Source organism: Streptomyces viridifaciens, assembly GCF_001888885.2.
Taxonomy (GTDB): domain Bacteria; phylum Actinomycetota; class Actinomycetes; order Streptomycetales; family Streptomycetaceae; genus Kitasatospora; species Kitasatospora aureofaciens.
Genome location: NZ_CP090840.1, coordinates 67862 through 84877, shown reverse-complemented (window position 1 = coordinate 84877; position 17016 = coordinate 67862). Strand labels below are relative to the sequence as shown.

Annotated in this window: 12 protein-coding genes and 2 pseudogenes; 11 read left to right on the top strand and 3 right to left on the bottom strand. The window is 75.0% G+C overall.

Annotated features, from left to right (window positions below; translation table 11 throughout):
* The first annotated feature begins 81 nt into the window (after positions 1 to 81).
* From BOQ63_RS00405 to BOQ63_RS00375, 7 genes and pseudogenes are all read left to right on the top strand, one after another.
* The gene (locus BOQ63_RS00405) at positions 82 to 609 is read left to right on the top strand and encodes a hypothetical protein (protein WP_072652990.1); all 528 of its coding nucleotides are present in this window, start codon (positions 82 to 84) and stop codon (positions 607 to 609) included.
* Positions 610 to 849: 240 nt separating this feature from the next.
* Positions 850 to 1281, top strand: coding sequence for a hypothetical protein (locus BOQ63_RS00400; RefSeq protein ID WP_072652989.1), 432 nt, complete (start codon positions 850 to 852; stop codon positions 1279 to 1281).
* Positions 1282 to 1895: 614 nt separating this feature from the next.
* A pseudogene (locus tag BOQ63_RS00395) lies at positions 1896 to 2327 on the top strand (XF1762 family protein); the annotation flags it as partial.
* A 486-nt stretch (positions 2328 to 2813) separates the two neighbouring features.
* Positions 2814 to 3389 carry a hypothetical protein gene (locus tag BOQ63_RS00390; RefSeq protein WP_454131637.1) on the top strand — a complete coding sequence of 192 codons (576 nt, stop codon included), beginning with the start codon at positions 2814 to 2816 and terminating at the stop codon, positions 3387 to 3389.
* Positions 3390 to 4229: 840 nt separating this feature from the next.
* Positions 4230 to 4706 (top strand): hypothetical protein, encoded by a 477-nt coding sequence (locus BOQ63_RS00385; RefSeq protein ID WP_072652988.1) that lies wholly within the window; start codon positions 4230 to 4232, stop codon positions 4704 to 4706.
* 84 nt (positions 4707 to 4790) lie between these two features.
* A complete protein-coding gene (locus BOQ63_RS00380) occupies positions 4791 to 5165 on the top strand; it encodes a hypothetical protein (protein ID WP_072652987.1) in 375 nt (124 codons plus the stop codon).
* A gap of 684 nt (positions 5166 to 5849) precedes the next feature.
* Complete coding sequence (locus BOQ63_RS00375) at positions 5850 to 6305, top strand: hypothetical protein (protein ID WP_072652986.1); 456 nt, start codon at positions 5850 to 5852, stop codon at positions 6303 to 6305.
* 105 nt (positions 6306 to 6410) lie between these two features.
* On the opposite strand, the gene BOQ63_RS00370 is transcribed toward BOQ63_RS00375, so the two are convergent.
* Both BOQ63_RS00370 and BOQ63_RS00365 read right to left on the bottom strand, forming a co-directional pair.
* The gene (locus BOQ63_RS00370) at positions 6411 to 6854 is read right to left on the bottom strand and encodes a hypothetical protein (protein WP_454131634.1); all 444 of its coding nucleotides are present in this window, start codon (positions 6852 to 6854) and stop codon (positions 6411 to 6413) included.
* Between the two features lie 35 nt (positions 6855 to 6889).
* Complete coding sequence (locus BOQ63_RS00365; RefSeq protein ID WP_454131632.1) at positions 6890 to 7393, bottom strand: hypothetical protein; 504 nt, start codon at positions 7391 to 7393, stop codon at positions 6890 to 6892.
* A gap of 383 nt (positions 7394 to 7776) precedes the next feature.
* Here BOQ63_RS00365 and mobF point away from each other — a divergent pair, with 383 nt between their 5' ends.
* The 4 genes and pseudogenes from mobF (at position 7777) to BOQ63_RS00345 (ending at position 15768) form a co-directional block, all read left to right on the top strand.
* Positions 7777 to 12573 (top strand): MobF family relaxase, encoded by a 4797-nt coding sequence (mobF, locus tag BOQ63_RS00360; RefSeq protein WP_454131630.1) that lies wholly within the window; start codon positions 7777 to 7779, stop codon positions 12571 to 12573.
* A gap of 162 nt (positions 12574 to 12735) precedes the next feature.
* The gene (locus BOQ63_RS00355) at positions 12736 to 14565 is read left to right on the top strand and encodes a hypothetical protein (RefSeq protein WP_072652984.1); all 1830 of its coding nucleotides are present in this window, start codon (positions 12736 to 12738) and stop codon (positions 14563 to 14565) included.
* Positions 14562 to 14846: pseudogene (locus BOQ63_RS00350) on the top strand (WhiB family transcriptional regulator); the annotation flags it as partial. The gene BOQ63_RS00355 and the pseudogene BOQ63_RS00350, both read left to right, overlap by 4 nt.
* 271 nt (positions 14847 to 15117) lie before the next feature.
* On the top strand, positions 15118 to 15768 hold the full coding sequence (locus BOQ63_RS00345) for a hypothetical protein (protein WP_143174563.1): 651 nt from the start codon (positions 15118 to 15120) through the stop codon (positions 15766 to 15768).
* Between the two features lie 249 nt (positions 15769 to 16017).
* Here BOQ63_RS00345 and BOQ63_RS00340 read toward each other — a convergent pair whose 3' ends face one another.
* Complete coding sequence (locus BOQ63_RS00340; RefSeq protein ID WP_072652981.1) at positions 16018 to 16650, bottom strand: SMI1/KNR4 family protein; 633 nt, start codon at positions 16648 to 16650, stop codon at positions 16018 to 16020.
* Positions 16651 to 17016 lie beyond the last annotated feature (366 nt).

Genomic DNA, 17016 nt, shown 5'->3' with positions numbered 1-17016 from the left:
GCCCCCGGCTGCGCCCCGCGCGGCGCAGCCCGGGCCCCACAGCGCGCCCAACGCACCAACCGCCCTTTTCAGGAGCCCGCCATGAACGCCCCCGCCCCTGGCCCCGGTATTCGCACCGGCTTCCGCCTCACCACCGTCAGTCGCGCCATCCTCACCGACGACCTGAACATCGGCCCCGTCCGTGACGCCCTGGACGCCGCCGCCGACGACCCCGCGCTGAAGAACACCACGCTGTGCGTGTGGGAGATCATCGACACGGGCGAGCCGAGCATCCTGGGCGGCACCGTCCAGGACTGGCGCCTGGTCACCCTGGTCAACCCGTCCCCCATGCGGTACCGCACCCTGCACGACGCCGAGTGCGACCCACAGGAACAGGGCTGCTGCTTCTGCCAGCGCCGGGTACCTATCGAGCCCATCGCCTGGTGCAACCTGTTCGCCGGGCTGGCCCTCTCCCACATGTTCCACCTGTCTCCCACGACCCGCGCCGAGCTGACCGCCCTGCGCTGGCCCTTCCCGCACAACGCCGATCAGTGGACCTACCCGGGCGTGGCCGACACCGACCCGGATGCCACCCCGGACGCCACCCACGTCATCGCCCCGACCCACTGAACTCCGGGCGCAGCCGCGCTGTGAGGCCGCACCGCACCCCTACTGCCTGTCCCCCCGGGTGGTGGAGGCGCCCACCGGCCGGCCGCCGCCGACAGGCCCGGACCGGCCGCGCGCCGCCCGTCCGGTATCGCTCGCCCGTGCGCCCGGGGAAGGTGCCCGCAGCGGCCCCCGCTGCGCCCCGGCCGCTGCTTCGCAGGCCTCTACCCCACTTCTACCGCCTGCTCAGGAGAAGAACCCGCCATGACCGGTACCGAGTCCACCGACCTGGAGACCACCGCCAGGCGCCTCGCGCCGACACTGACCACCATCGAGGAGGAGATCACCCGCCTCGCGTCCTACCTCGGCCCCAGCGACAGCCTGGACCGCATCACGCTCCGGCTCATCCCCCACCAGAGGACCCCGTGGACGACAGTGCTGCGCCGTCACCTGGTCATCGTCGCTGACCTGATGGAACAGGCCACCGCCGGGCTGGACATGATGGACCTCTACCGCCAACTCCCGGGCGTCCCAGCCTTGCAGGTCCGCTGCGGCCTCGACAGTGCCAAGACCATCCTCGCCGAGGCCTACCACGCTGTGTGCCGCCGCTCGCCCGACGAGAGCCTGGACGCGGTGGACGAGGTGCTGGACACGATGCGCCAGATCAACCAGATCCTCATGCAGCACCGCAGATGACCAGGCTCCACAGCACGCCCCGTACTGCCAGGCACCGCCCTGGCCCCCCGGGCGGCTGGCGCCCACCGACCGCCCTGTTGACCCTTCTCTCGTCCTGACTGGCCCGTTCCCGCCGATACCGTCCGTCGTGTTCCGTCCTCCGGTCCCGCCCGATGCCGACTGCTGAACACCCCGCCCCCGGTGTTCCGGCCGGTACCGGGCTTGCCCGCCGGGGCCCCCGGCGCCTCCCTACCGTCCCGCAGCGGTGGGTTGAGGCAGGCCCCGTCCCGGCCGCCCCACGCACCCCCACCCCCCAGATGCGTGGGGCGACCCCGCCCGCCCTGTCCCCGCCCGTCCTGTCCCGGCCCGGCCCGGCCCGACGCCGGGACCGGGCGGGGCGGGCCGGGGTCTTGGAGGGCCTGACTGGACCCATCCCGACGGATTCCTCGAACGGTCAGTGGAATGACCGCCTCGCCGCCGCCCCCGTCGACGCCCGCCGCGAACACTCCGCCGGTAACTGCCCCTGGCTGGCCGCCCTCCACCACGCGGTCGAGGAGAAAGACCCCAGCGGCCCCACGAGGCCAACCGACGCCCGAACGCGGCGCTACAGGACCGCTACGACCCCAAGGAGCACCGTGAACATCGTGCCGCTCACCTTCCGGCAGGCCTGCGACTACGTCACAGCACTGCACCGCCACCACAGAGCCCCCCAGGGGCACAAATTCTCACTGGGTGCGGTGGCCAACGGCGCCCTGGTGGGCGTTGCCATCGTCGGCCGACCCGTCGCACGGGCGCTCGACACCGGCCTCACCCTGGAAGTCACCCGCGTCGCCACCGACGGCACCCACAACGCCTGCTCCGCCCTCTACGGCGCAGCATGGCGGACCGTACGCGGCATGGGCTACCACCGGCTGATCACGTACACCCAGGCCGGCGAATCTGGCGCCAGCCTCCGCGCGGTGGGCTGGCGGCGGGCGGCCGAGCTCTCGCCTCGCCGGGGGTGGGACACTCCCTCGCGGCGCCGGCAGGATCGTGGAACCGATCGCATCGCCCGCATCCTGTGGGAGATCACGACCGCGAAGGCGGGGCCAACTGCGCTACCCCGTAACGGAATCTGTAACGAAATCCCGTGTGAGGAGTGCGGTAACCCGATTCCCCTTCGCGCGGGCCCTGGCCGCCCGCGCACGACGTGCTCGACCCGATGCCGAGCCCGCAAGCACCGCGCCGCCCGCTCCCGGCCCCCGCCATCAGGACCAGACCTCCCGGCCCGCGGCACCCGTGCGTCCCGGCGCGCCCTCGTCCGGGGGCCCAGTCCACGGTCGCGCACCCCGGGTCGCGTCCCGGCCCATACCGGCCTCCTCTCGGCAGCCGGCCGCCACCTGCGGGCCCGGCCCCCAGGACCACCAGCCACCTGCGCGCACCGCACCCGCCACCCAACACGACACCCGTGTTGACCGGCCGTCTCCCCTGGCTACCTTGCGCCCCGGCCAGTGCCCCACCGACCACCCCACCCGCTCCGCCCCCGTCGTCCCGCCCTGAAACGGAGAAAGCCCGTGGACCCGGTCCGCATCCACGCCCAACGCATCCTCGGCTGGACCCTCACCCTCACCCTCACCCTCACCCTCAGCCCCACCGCCTTCGCCTCCCTCACCCTGCACCGCCCCCACACCCCCGACCCCGAACCCGATCCCTGGCGGCGCGCCCCACAACCGGCCGCCGTCCTCGACCTGACCCTCCAGTGGCGCATGGACGACCTCGACAGCGAGTTCCCGCCCCTAAAACGCGCACCGCGCCCGCTGCCCGCCCGGCTGCGAGCCTGGCTGCGCCCCCACCCGTCCACCACAAGCCGCGGTGACCGCATCCGCGCGTTCGGACCATGGACCGCCACCACCCTGCGCACGGTCCACGGCCTGAGCATCGAACGACTGCCCGAACACGACTGCCCCACCCACACCCTCCACCTCTACGAGCACGAGGACCGCTACGACCACGGCTACTGCGAACCCGACCAGACGTTCCCTCCCGCACCCACCCCCTGCACCTGCCCCCGCTACCTCGGCTTCCTGAGCGTCAGCGCCAGCCGCCCCGAGCGCCGCCCCACAACCACCACGGACGAACTCCCGTTCTGACCCGCTCCACACCCCCAGGGCCCGCACCCCGCCAACCGGCAGGGGCGGGCCCTGACCCGTGCCCCCTCCCGCGCCCGCCGCCCCGAGCCGCACGCCCCCACACCCCTCGCCCCCGCCCACCGACCGCCCGTCCCGACACCCGCACCTGTCTTGGACGGCCTCCGCCGGGCCCAGCCAGACGGCTTCCTCCGGCCCCACCCTCGAACAGCCAGTGAGATGACTGTCTCGCCCCCGTTTCTGCGGGCCATGTCCGTACGCCAGCCCGGCAAGCGGCTCGCCCTCGAACGTTTGGAGGCGCCAACTCTCGCCGTTCGGGTGGGGCCACTGGAGTCCGGCACCGACACGCACCCCGTCGAGACCCCACCCTGCCCGGCAACCAAGACCCGGCCCCCTACGTTCGCCCGCGCGCGGTCCGGGCACGGAGCCCCGTCCGGGTTCAGGCCCCACGGCGCACCCACGGTCCCATGCTGCGCCCCCCTTTCCCGCCATGCCGGCCGCCGCCCGTGCCTACCGGGCGCCAGGACAAGCACCCGGGCCGACGCCACCACGGCCGACCCCTGCCCCCCGGCCCGGCCGGAGGACAACCCCCGAACCCCACACCACCACCGCCCGCACGGAGAACATCCCCCCTTGACCGGCCGTATCCCGTGGCTACCTTCCACCCCGTCACGAGACCCCGGCAGACCCCAACTGCGGCCCCGGGCCCCAGGCCACGGCCCCGCCATGGGCCACACCCTGCCGGAGGCCCCGGGCCCGGCCCTGCCGCCGCGGCCCCGCCCGGCCGGCATCGGCTCCGCTCTGCCCCCGGGTCTCCCCACCCCCGCCACGGGAGAACCCGCCATGCCCCAACACCGCCGCCCCCTGTTCACCCCCCGCTACACCGCCACCGCCCTGCTGAACACCGCCACCGGCCCCCACGGCTGGCCCGACCACCACTTCGGCTACCGCCCCGGCCACCCCCTCCTCCAGGCCGCCGACCCCGACCTGCTGACTCGCCCCCTCACCTTCACCCTCGAAGCCCCCAGCCTCACCGACGCCGTCCAGGCCGCCCGCAGCATCGGCCAGCGCGCCACCACCGACCTGCACCGCACCGGCTGGCCCCGCCGCCTGCGCCGCCTGTACACCGGCGACGTCATCGCCCTCACCCCCGCGAACACCCCCCGGGAACCCCGCTACTACGCCCTCGGCCCCGACGCCACCGCCACCGCCCTGCCCCGCATCACCCCGGCCCTCCCGCTCGCCTGGGCCATCCAGAACCCCGCCATCAGCGCCCGCCTGGTCCACGCCCAGACCCTGACCGCCGACCAGACCACCTGACCAGCCACACCCGGCGGCCCGCCCCACCACAGCACGGGGCGGGCCGCCCCCGCCCGCCAACCGCCCACACCAAGGACCATCACCATGACCCCCACCCCCGCCACCCCCGCCACCCGCGCCCGCTACGAGAAGGCCCTTGGCGCCCTGACGAAGGCACAGGCCGCGTTCCTGGCCAACGCCGCCCAAAGGCCCACCCTCACCGGCGACGCAGTCCACGACACCCCCCACCAGCTCTGGATCGCCGACATGAACCAGCACGGCAACAACGTGGCCGACGCCCTGACCGAACTGGCCGACGCCAGGGAAGCAGCCGGACTCACCACCCGGGAAGACGACCAAGCCCTCCGGGAGCTGGCCGCTGACCACCGCGCGCGCATCAACGCCACCTACCCCGCCCACCTCACCACGGACCGCGCAGCCACCCCCGACACCGACAACGAGGACAACGGACCACGGTGACCACCGCGCCCCCCGCAACCGCACAGCAACCCCCACCCTGACGTCCCCGCACCCCGGCTCTGGCACTTCACCGCCGGGGCGGCCGGCCAGGCCCGGCTACGCTCCCGCGCCCCTACCCGACCGCCCCCGCACCACGGGCCCGTACCCCCTATCCCGGGGTACGGGCCCGCCGTCATGCCCGGGTGCTGCGCCTCACGGCCCCGGACGCTGCCGCATCCACGGCGCCGCCGGGACCACCGGCCCGTCCGGGGTGCCCGTCGGCTGCGCGACGCCGGGTACCTCCGACCCCGGCTGCACTACCGGATACCCACCCCCCCACCGCGCCCGGCATCCCCGGCGCACCCACCGGCGCGACCGCGGCCGCCGGTGCCGTCGGTGCCGCCGGAACACCCGGCCCGGCCGGAGGACAACCCCCGAACCCCACACCACCACCGCCCGCACGGAACCCAAGAACATCCCCCCTTGACCGGCCGTATCCCGTGGCTACCTTCCACCCCGTCACGAGACCCCGGCACGCCCCAGCCCCGGGCCCGGCCACACAGCGCCGCCCCCTGGCCGCGCACCCGCCCCGGTGGACACCCACCCCGCGGCCCACGCCACCACGGGCCGCCCGGCCACCGCACCCGCAGCCCCCGGCCCCGGGCCTGCCCAGGTCTCCCCACCCCTGCCACGGGAGAACCCGCCATGCCCACCCACGCCCTCACCACCACCCTCACCCCCTACGCCATGACCCCGCTGCTGAACATCGCCACCGGCCCCCACGGCTGGCCCGACCACCACTTCGGCTACCGCCCCGGCCACACCCTCGTCCAGGCCGCCGACCCCCGCACCCTCACCCAGCCCCTCACCTTCACCCTCGAAGCCGCCGACCTGCACGAAGCCATCACCCGCGCCCACAGCATCGGCCGCCGCCTCACCACCGACCTGCACCGCAACGCCTGGCCCCAGCACCTGCGCCCCCTCGTCACCGGCGACGTCATCGCCATCGCCCGCCAAACCAACCCCCAGGAGCGCCACTACTACGCCCTCGGCCCCTACAGCACCGCCACCGCACTGCCCGGCATCACCCCCCCGCTCCCGCTCGCCCTGGCCATCCAAAACCCCCTCACCCGCGCCTGCCTCATCAACAGCCGACTCTGATCCAGCCCCGTCCCGACCGGACAGAACCCAACCCGTACCGCCCCACGCCAAGGGCCCGCACCCCCCAAGGGATGCGGGCCCGCCGCCATGCCCGAACGCTGCGCCTCACGGCCCCGGCCGAGGCCGCATCCACGGAGCCGCAGGCGCTGCAGGCGCCGCCGGGGCAGCCGGGGCAGCCGGGGCGCCCTGCACGTGCGGCCCCGCCACCGTCCCCGGATACTCGCCCACCCCCACACCCCCAGGCGCCGGATACCCGCCCACCGGCCAGCCCGCCGCCGGCTGCGCCCCGGCATCCACCACCGCACCCGTGAACCGCCCCGGCACCGCAGGCTCGGCGTAGAACGTCAGCCGCACCGACGACTCCACCACCACGCTGGTGTTCTCACCCACCAGCACCACCTGATCCCGGCCCTGGACCCTCCGATACGACACCAGCCGCATCCCGTGCACCAACGGCCCGTCCGGTCCCTCCTCCGTCACCTCCAAGGCCCGGCCCAGCCACGTCGGATCCACCTCACCCGCCGTCACCTCAGCAACCTGCACGGCCACACCCCCACCCGCCCCGTCCCAACCCGGCCACCCGCTCACACCCTGACCCCGCCGGGCACCGCAGCGCCGCCAGAACCCACACCGCCCGCCACACCGCCCGCCACCGGGCCCGGCACCGGGCCCGCGGCCGGGGCCGCCCCGCCCGCCCCCGGCCGCGCCCCAGGCTGCGCCCCGCCGGACGGGCCCGCCTTCCCACCGCCCTGCACCACATCCCGGGCCCACGTGAGCATCCGCCGCAACTCACCCAGATCCACACCCAGCCGCTCGGCCACCTCACCCTCCCGAGCCCCCAAAGCCCGCATCCGCGCCGCGACCCGAGCCCCCCGCTCCCACCCCACCCGCTCCTCCCGCCCACGAGCCTGCTCCAGGTCGACGATCTGCCTCCCGATCCCCGCGAGCGCCTTGCCGGTGTCCTCCTGACTCGCGATGAACTCCTCCGCCGCCTCCAGCAGACGCTGCTCCCGCTCCTGGAACCGCACCTGCAGCTCACGAGCCCGCTGCCGCGCCGCTACCGAGACCGCCGCCTTCCGCGCCGCCACCGCCACCACCCCTTCCCGTCCCTGTCAGCACCGGCCTACACGACCGGCCGGCCGCTCCCGCCACCCACCCCGGGTGTGCCCTCGCAGCCACGCAACCCGCGCACCCGCTACCCGCCCAACCCGGCCCGGCCCCGGATCCCGCCCGACGGGATCCGGAGCACAGCCCCGAACCGAACTTCCCACCCGGCGAAACAGGCCCCCGGCGCCCTCCATCCGGCACCCTCACACCGCGCTCACCACCTGTGGCCAGCAAGGACGTCGCGCATCACTGCCAGCGGGCCCCGGCGCGGGGTCAGCACCGGGCCGGTTACAGGGCCCTGCATAGGGGGTCGGAGTCGATGACAGCTCTTGCATCTTTCGTGTGCTTTCCCGACGGTGGGCCCGTGACGGTCGACATGGGCAGCCTCAACCCGGGGGACGGCTGGCGTTATTTCGCGCGCCAGGTCGCCTCCGGCGACGAGGTGCGTCTGCGCGGCCGTGACCTGGCCGAGCACCAGAGGACCGCCGGGATTCCGCCCGGCTGGTGGGTGGGCCGGGCGGCCACCGTGCTGGGCGTTGCGGGAGCGGTGACCGAGCCTCAGATGCGCGCCCTGTACGGGGAGGGCCTGCACCCCCGGGCCGAGGAGATCACCGCCGAGCGGCTGCGCGCCGGCGACAGCGCGCGCAAGGCTGTGCGCGCCGCCCGGCTGGGCGCCAGGTACTACCAGTTCGGCAGCACACCGACCGAACTCGCCACGGCGGTCCAGGGGAAGATCGCCGCCCTGGAAGCCAGGACCGGCCGGGCGGCCACCGCGAAGGAGCAGCAGCAGGCGCGCTGGAGCGAAGGCGCCCGCGCCTTTCGCGCCGAGTACCGGCGCGACCCCAAGAACGGCGCCGAACTGGGCCGCTACATCGCCCGCCAGCTGCGCCCGGCACGCCAGCCGGTGGCCGCCTGGCACCCGGTCTTCCGCCCGCCCTCCAGCGTGGACCAGCTGTGGGCACTGGGCGACGAGAGTGTGCGCGCGGCTGTCGAGCAGGCCCACGACGAGGCCATCGCCATCACGCTGGCGTGGATCGAGGACCACGCGCTGGCCACCCGCTCGGGCAAGGGAGGCATCGCCCAGCAGGATGTGCCCGGCGGTCTGGTTGCCGCCCAGTTCAGGCACTTCGACAACCGCTGCGGCCAGGCGCTTCTCCATGACCACGTGCTGATCGCCAACCGGGTCCAGGCCGCCGACGGGCGCTGGCGCACCATCGACGGACGCCTGCTGCTGGCCCAGATGGTCGCCGCCTCCGAGCTGTACAACGAGGAGGTCCTGCGCCGGGTCTGCACCAGGCTGGATTTGGCCGTCGAGGAACGGATACCGGCGCCCGGGCGCAGGCCGGTGATGGAGATCGCCGGCGTGGACCCCGCCCTGTACGGCGCCGACGGCGTGCGCGCCCGCGCGATCCGCGAACGCCTCGACCAGCTGGCGGACGACTACCGGCTCCGCCACGGCCGCCAGCCGGACGCCAAGACGCGCATCGCGCTGATGGATCAGGCCGCCCGCCAGACCCGCCCCGCCAAGAAGCAGGCCAGGCCGCTGCACACACTCCTGCAGATCTGGCGCCACCAGGCCGTCGAAGCCGCCGGCGAACAGCGCGTCGACGACCTGCTCGCCACCGCCCGCACCGCGGCCCGCAACCTCCACGGCGACCAGGCCCCGCCCGAACTCGACCTCTACCTTGCCGCCCGCGACGTCGTCGGCGCGGTCTCCCGGCACCGGGCCGTCTTCTCACGCCGCCACATCCTCGCCGAGGCCCGCCGCTACACCACCCGCACCACCCGCGGGCGCGGCGGCCAGGGGTGGGCCGAACGCATCACCGACCACGCCCTGGCCCGTGTGTGCGTCGACCTCACCCCGCCCGACATCAACCCGCCCTTCGCGCCCCTGGCGCGCCCGGACGGCACCAGCATCTACCGGCGCCGCCAAGGCGAGCTCTACACCACCCGCGCCTTGCTGGCCGCTGAGGACCGCATCGTCGCCGCCGCCCGCGCCCGCATCCCCGCGGCCTGCGACCACGCCACGTTCACCCGCGTCCTCGAACGCCATCAAGGGCCCCTGGACGCCGGGCAGAGGGCCATGGCCGAGGCCTTCGCCACCGCGGACCGGCGCCTGGTCGCAGCGATCGGCCCCGCCGGCGCGGGCAAGACGACCGCGATGCGCCTGGCCACGGCCGCGATCACCGCCGCCGGACGGCGCGTCATCGCCCTGGCCCCCTCCGCCCGCGCCGCCCACGTCCTGGGCGCCGAGATCGGACACGGCGCGCACACCCTGCACCTGTGGCTGCGCCGCCAAAAGCTCGCCGACCACGGCCGCCTGGTCCTGCCCCATGGCGAGCGCCTGCGCCCGGGCGATGTGGTCCTGGTGGACGAAGCCGGCATGGCCGCCACCCTCGACCTCGACCAGGTCGTGGCCCGCGCGAAGGACGCCGGCGCCCACGTGCGCCTGATCGGCGACCCCGCCCAGCTCGCCGCCGTCGAATCCGGCGGCGCCCTGCGCCTGCTGCAGACCGAGGTCGGCGCACTTCACCTCGGCGCCGTCCACCGCTTCCGCGCCCCCGGCGAAGCCGACGCCTCCCTGGTCCTGCGCGACGGCACCCCCCACACCGCGTTCACCTGGTACCGCGAGCACGGCCGCGTCACCGGCGGCACCACCACCGACATGCTCGACGCCGTCTTCACCGCCTGGCGCACCGACGTCGACGCCGGCCACCACACCCTGATGATGGCCCCCGACCGCGACCTGGTCGCCCGCCTCAACACCCGCGCCCAGGCCCACCGGCTGGCCCGCGGCGACATCCGCCCCGCCCGCCTCAAACCCGCCGCCCGCCTGCGCGACGGCCACCTCGCCCACCCTGGCGACCTCATCGTCACCCGCCGCAACCGGCGCACACTCGTGTGCCGGGGCGGCAAGGACTTCGTCAAGAACGGCGACGTGTGGTGCCTGGAGGGCTACACCTGGCGCGGCGACGCCATCGTGCGCCACACCAGCCACCACGGCCGCCTCACCCTGCCCGCCGACTACCTCACCGAGCACTGCGAACTCGGCTATGCCTCCACCATCCACCGCGCCCAGGGCATGACCGTCGAGCGCTCCCACGCCCTGCTGACTGCCCGCACCACCCGCGAGGCCGCCTACGTCGCGGCCACCCGCGGCCGGGCCGGCAACCGCCTCTACATCGCCCTCGAGGACGACCAGGACCTCGGACACGTCCTGGAGCGGATCGCCGCCCACAGCGCCTACTCCAAGAGCGCCCGCCAGAGCCTGCGCGAGGAACAGCAACGCGCCTGGGGCATCGTCCAGCTGGCCGCCGAGTACCAGGACGCGGCCCAGCGCGCCGACGAACTGCGCTACCGCGCCGCCGCCCACCAGACGCTGGGGCCCGCCGCCGCCCAGCTCGACATCGACGGCGCCTTCACCGCCGTCGCAGGCGCCCTCGCCCGCGCCGAACAGGCCGGCTTCACCCCGGCACGGATCCTCGCCGCCGCCCACGCCGAAGGCACCCTCACCGGCGCCGACGTGCCCGGCGCCGCCCTGGCCTGGCGCATCGACCGCCGCGTCAAGGCCGCCCGCGCCGCCGAAGCCCAGGCCGACGCCGACCCCCACCCCAACCGGCGCCTGCTGCGCGCCCTCGACGACGCCCAGCTCGAGCGCCTGGCCGCCCTCGCCGCCGACCACCGCGCCCGGGCCCTGACCGAACTGCACGCCGCCGACGCTCAACTCGCCTCCCAGCCCAAGCCCGTCACCGCCCATGGCCGCCGCCACGCCCCCTGGCCCGAGCGCCCCCACGGCCCGCTCACCGCACCCGACCTCGCCCACCGCCTCGCCGTCACCCGCCGCACCGCGCGCCGCGCCGCCGACGAAGGCGACCACCGCACCGAAGTCGCCGCCGCGCACACCCTCGCCGGCCTGCGCGACGAACACCGCCTGCGCCGGGCCATGCCCTGGCGCGACCGGGCACGGGAGGACTACCAGCGCCGCCTGGACCACTCCCCGGCCCACAGCGCCGACCCGCCGGCCGCCGCCCGCGAGCACCTCCACCGCGCCCGCCGGCGCACCGAGGCGGCCCACCACGCCTGGCAGCGCGCGGATGCCGTCACCGCCCGTATCCACGCCGAACGCCGCCTGCGCCACCGCCTGCCAGACCACCAGGCCCACACCGAACCCGGCGGCGACCTGCCCCACTGGCTCACCCCCACCGCAGCCCTGGCCGACCACCTCACCCCGGCCCGCTGGCGCCACCACCTCACCGAGCGCCGCGACATCATCGACCGCCACCTGGCCGCCCGCGGCGCCCAGCTCGCCGCCGACACCCCGCCCTGGGCCCGCCCGCTCGGCCCCCTCCCGCCGGCCCAGGCCGGGGCCGCGCTGCGCGCCGACTGGGAACGCACCGCCGCCCTCCTGGACGCCTGGCGCGCCGTCAACTCCGTCCCCGACACCACCCCCGGCCTCGGCCCCCGCCCCGAGGACCCCCTCCACGGCGCCGCCTACGACAGCCTCGAACAGCGCATCCACACCCTGCGCCACCGCATCCGCACCGCCCACCAGCACCGCCACTTCGGGCCCGGCGACCTGGCCCGGCAGGCCCTGGCCCACTTGGCCCGCCTGCGCCTGCTGCGCGCCGCCACCGCACCCCACCCCGCCGCACCAGCCCACCCGGCCGGCCGGCAGCCCGCACCCGCCGCCGGCCCCGCCCGCCTGCCCGCCGTCCAGCCCCTGCTGCCCCAGGCCGAACGCCTCGCCCTCGCCGCCCTCGCCGCTGCCCTCACCCACACCGCGGCCCCCGAGGAATGGGTCGAGCAGATCCCCGCCCCCGACGAGGACGACACCGCCCAGCAGCACCTCTACCAGCGCCTGGTCGCCGCCATCGCCGACTACCGGATGCGCCGGCACGTCACCGGGGCGGACCCCCTCGGCCCTCCCCGCGAGGACCACACCGCCGACGAACGCCAGCACCTGGCCCGCGCCCTCGACCTCTACCAGCGCGCCCGCATCGACGACCGCCTCCATCTGCTGCGCCTGCGCCGCGAGGCCGACCGCCAACGCCTGCAGGCCGCCGCCCAGCAGGCTGCCACCGCCTGCCCGGCACCCGCCCGGCCTACACGCCCCGGCTCCCCGGGGCGCCCGCGCCGCCCCGGGCCGCGGCGCCGCCGCTGACCGGCACCCGCCCGCCCGGCGCGCCGGCATCCCGCCCGGGGAGGGGCCGCGCGCCGCTCCCGCGCACCGGGAGCGCGCCCCCGCCGAGATGGCCCACCCCGGCCCGCCCCCCGCAACCTCGAGGGTGACCGCGGCCCCCGGCAAGCAGAGGGAAACCCCACCATGGCGGCGCCAGCACAACCCCAGCCCGCGCACTACGCGCTGACCAGCGTCTACACCGACTACCGCCTCGCGGGTGCCGAAGGCCCCGCGCTGCTCACCGGCGACCCGTTCCTCGCCGCCGAGTTCTTCCTGCGCCACGACCGCGCCGGCCACCTCGACGTGCTCACCGAAAGCGCCTTCGACGGCGGGCGGCTGACACCGTGCCTGCCCGCCGAGATCCTCGACCGGGCCCTGCGCGAGCTCGCGCACGACGACCCGCGCCGCAGCCTGCTTGACCACGCTCAGTCCCAGTGGCTCGAACACCGCCTCTACCCGCCCGGCGACCCGGCGGAGTGGGAGGACGACGAGCCCTCCTGGGAACGGGCGGGAACAGCGTGGGGCGCCGCCTTCGGCCCGCGCCTGCCGCTTCCCGAGGCCCAGGTCCTGGACCGCCTCGCCGAGGCGGCCCCGCCCCGGGGCGAGGGACGGCACAGCTTCAGCTCGGCGGCGTTCGCCATCGCCCGCGCGATCCGCCAGAGCGGCACCCCGGCGCCGCAGGCCAACCCGGCCCTGCTGCGCGCCAACGCCCAGCTTCTGGACCGTGCGCCGCACCGCGAGCCCGCCGTACGGGCCGCCGCCCAGTGGTACCTGGAGCAGCTGGCCGCCACCGGCCCGCTCACCGCCCGTCCGCCCGCACCCGCGCGCGGGGCCGGCCACGACACAGGCCCGGATCCGGACGCCGCCGCTCCCGCCGACGACCCGGTGGACGCCCGGGCACTGCTGGAGGACGCCGCCCGCGAGGAGCTGGACCGTTGGGGATTCGACGAGACAACCCGCACCCGGCTGGAGAACACCGTCGCCCGCACCCGCGTCAGCGTCGAGGTGCAGCTGCCCGCCCAGCCCGCCAGCGACGTCCAGGCCGCGCTCCTGTGGCGCCGCATGGTGCCCTCCGCAGCCCGGGACGGCCGCGACTGCGACCAGTTCCTCAACAGCGCATTCGACTACGCCGCCCATGCCCGCCGGGAAGCGGAGGCCGGAACGAGGTCCGCCGGCGACACCGGGAGCGTGCGGGCCGCCGAGGAACTGGCCTACGAAGTGCAGGGCCGCCACGCCATCCTGGGCCGCCTGTACGCTCTGGCCCGCGCCGAGGACGCCGCCGAGGCACTGGAGATTCCCCTCCACGACGCGGCCCAGCGCTCCGCCGAAGCGGCGGGCCGCTCCGAGCAGGAACACGGCGCACAGGGCTGGGAGGCCCACGCCGCCGGGCAGGCCGCGCTCCTGAACACCTACGACAGCGCCAAACGCGTCGTGGACCAGAGCCTCGAGCAGCAGCGGCGCACCGTGCGCGCCACCGTGGCCGCTCACTTCCCCCGCCCGACCCACCACCTGTACGAGGACCTCTTCCGCGGCGTCGACGCCCGCGCCCTGACAAAGGCGCGTACCGCCTACGCCGCGGCCAGCAACCAGCTCGACCACCTCACCGCCCGCGCCGCCGACCCCCATGAGACGCACAAGCCCAGCGACGAGAACCTCGCCGCCACCCGCGACCTCGCGGCCAAAGCCCAGCAGCGGTGGGAGGACCTGCGCAGCCGCGAATGGCCCGCCGCCCAGGCGGCCATGCGCGTACTGCGGGCCGTGATGGACCTGCCCGCCCCCCGGCAGCCGACCGACGACGGACTCGAGCGCCTGGCCGCACACCGGCGCACCCTCACCGAACGCCTCACCGAGAACCTCAACCCCGCACCGCCCGCACCCGCGCCCGTGGCGCCGGCACGTGCGTCCGCCCACCCCCAGGCCCGCCAGCAGACGGCACGCCCGGCCCCTTCGGCAACCCAGCGAGGTGTGCGGTGACCGGCCACCACCAGGGCGCGCGCGCCGCAGACTGGCGCCACCGGGCCCAGTGCCGGCAGGAGGACCCCGAGCTCTTCTTCCCCTTCGGCCCCTCCGGCACGGTCACCAACCAGACCAGCCAGGCCAAAGCCGTCTGCGACCGCTGCCCGGTACGCGCCGAGTGCCTGACATGGGCTCTGGAGACCGGCCAAAACTGCGGCGTATGGGGAGGTCTGGACGAAGACGAATTGCGTGCCATCCGCCAGCGCGCCGCCCGCCGCAGGAAGCGCGAGAGCACGGCCAAGTCCGCTCCCGGCAGGACCACCGCCCCCCGTCCGCAGAGCCCCCAGCCCACGGCACCCGCCGTCGGTACGTCCGGCTGACCCCGCCGCCGCACCGCGCCACCCCGGGTGCACCGCGCTGCCGTCCACTCGAGCCCCGCCCGCCCCGCCTACGGAGCCCGCCTGCCACGCGATACGGTGTGCATCCGACACCACCCCAACCACCCCAGCTGCCAAGAGCGTTGGCCCGCCACCGGGTCAAGGGGAAAGCCGCGGAGCAAAGAGTGTGACCATGACTGCCCAGCACTACCGGCGCCTGTATGGGCACGCCGAGCTCCACGCCGTGCACCTCATACGCTGTGCCAGCGCGGGCCGCCCCCTCCTGCCCGCAGCCGACGAGGCCATGGCACTCCTGGCCGCGCAGCATCCTCCGCTCACCGCCCACGACGCGGCCCTGGCCACCGTCGGAGCCCTCGCCCGGCTCTCCTACGCGGCACTGAGGGCAGCGGCCCCCGACACCCGGGAGCCGGCGGCCGACCGATGGCCGCCCGTCGCACCCTGCGCCCCGGTGCCGGAGCAGGTACGCGCGATCACCGCGGCCCTCGACCGCCACGACTGGGATCTGCTCGCCGTCGGCGCCCATCCCCACGGCCACACCAGCGTAGAACTGGCCCGCCTGGCCATGGCTGAACAACTGCCCACGGGCAGGCCCCTACACGAAAGCGCCCTGGGCCCGCTCGTGCGCGCGCTCGCCCACGGCCCCACCCCTCACGCCGCGCTGATGTCGGTGCTGTCGGCCGCCGTCGAACTGGCGCTGTCATGCCTGTGCGAACTCGTCGTGCGCGGCGCCCCGGGCCAGGGCGACGAAGCCACGCTCGCCCGGCTCCTCGACGACTTCGAGCTCCACAAGGTGACCCACACCGCCGGCACCGCACCCGCCTGACACCCCCGCCAGCCCGTATCCGCACCCGAGCCGCAGGGCCCGCGCTGCGACAACACCCGCCCGGATGGGGCAAGGCCCGCGCCGGCCGCCACGAACCTGCCTTTCACCAACAGGACATGACGGTCCTGTATTGGGCAGGGTGTTTCGGGGGCCGGACCAACTTCTGTGACGAGGTGGCAGTGAGTGTTGCCGTCCGCATGTGAGTCGGCCTACCGTCGCTGACCGGTGTCTGCATTCTCCCGCAGAGCGTCACTTCCGGACCCAGGGCATCTCCGTCGACCCGGGCTCGGTGAGAAAGCCCTCGATGCCCCACTCACGGCCCCAGTTCCTGCCCGCCCAGTCATCGCCGGGCGACCAGAGCGGGCGGGGCAGCGGAGGCCCCCACACGTCAGGGTCGGCGCGTACCAGCAACTCGGCCTCTGCGGCGTAACCGCCGGTCAGCACGGTGAGCAGGAATTCCGCGAAACCACCGTCGAAGTGGTCGAGTCGGTCGTCGTAGAACACCGTCACCGGCCACTGCTCTGGGTCCGGACCGGTTGTCAGCCAGCAGCACTGCTGGTGGTTGCTGTTCCAGCCCCAGGGCAGCAAGCCGCCGGGGTCTGGGAACACCGGGGTGGGGTCCTGCTGGTCCCACCATTGCTCCTCGCCTTCGACCTGATCGCGGAGGTTGATGTCGGCCTCGATGCGCCATCCCGCCATCCCGCCCGGCACGTCGGGGAAGCGTGAGTTCCTCTTCGGTGTGAACACACCCCACTCGCCGTTCAGGTTCACCCCGCCGTAGAGGTCGATGAACGCGCGGTAGTCCGAGGGTAGTTGGACGCCCAGATCAACGGGCGCCAGCTCCCACGGAACCTGTGCCGGGGTGTACACCGGCTCTCCCATGAGCGCTCTTAGCCGCTTCCATGCCTCGGTCATCGCCCACCCTCTTGCCAGCCGTCGGCCCGTTGGACGCTGCACTCTAGGCGACGGCTCCGACACGAGGTCGCCCCGGTGGTGAGTGTCACCGTTCACAGAAGGTAGACCGGAACCGATCTGACTCTCCGTAGCTGCGGCACACCACCTGGGTCAGAACCCCGATCATCTTGCCGAAAGCAACGGTCCGGACCACACGCCCGGCAGCGGCCCGCCGCGCATACCGGCCGGTACGAATGCGCTCTTGTGCCCCCCGATAGCGTGAATCAGACCAGCATCCATGCCACTGGGGGGACGAGGATGTCGCGCAGCCATGCCGCCCTGGCCACACGGACC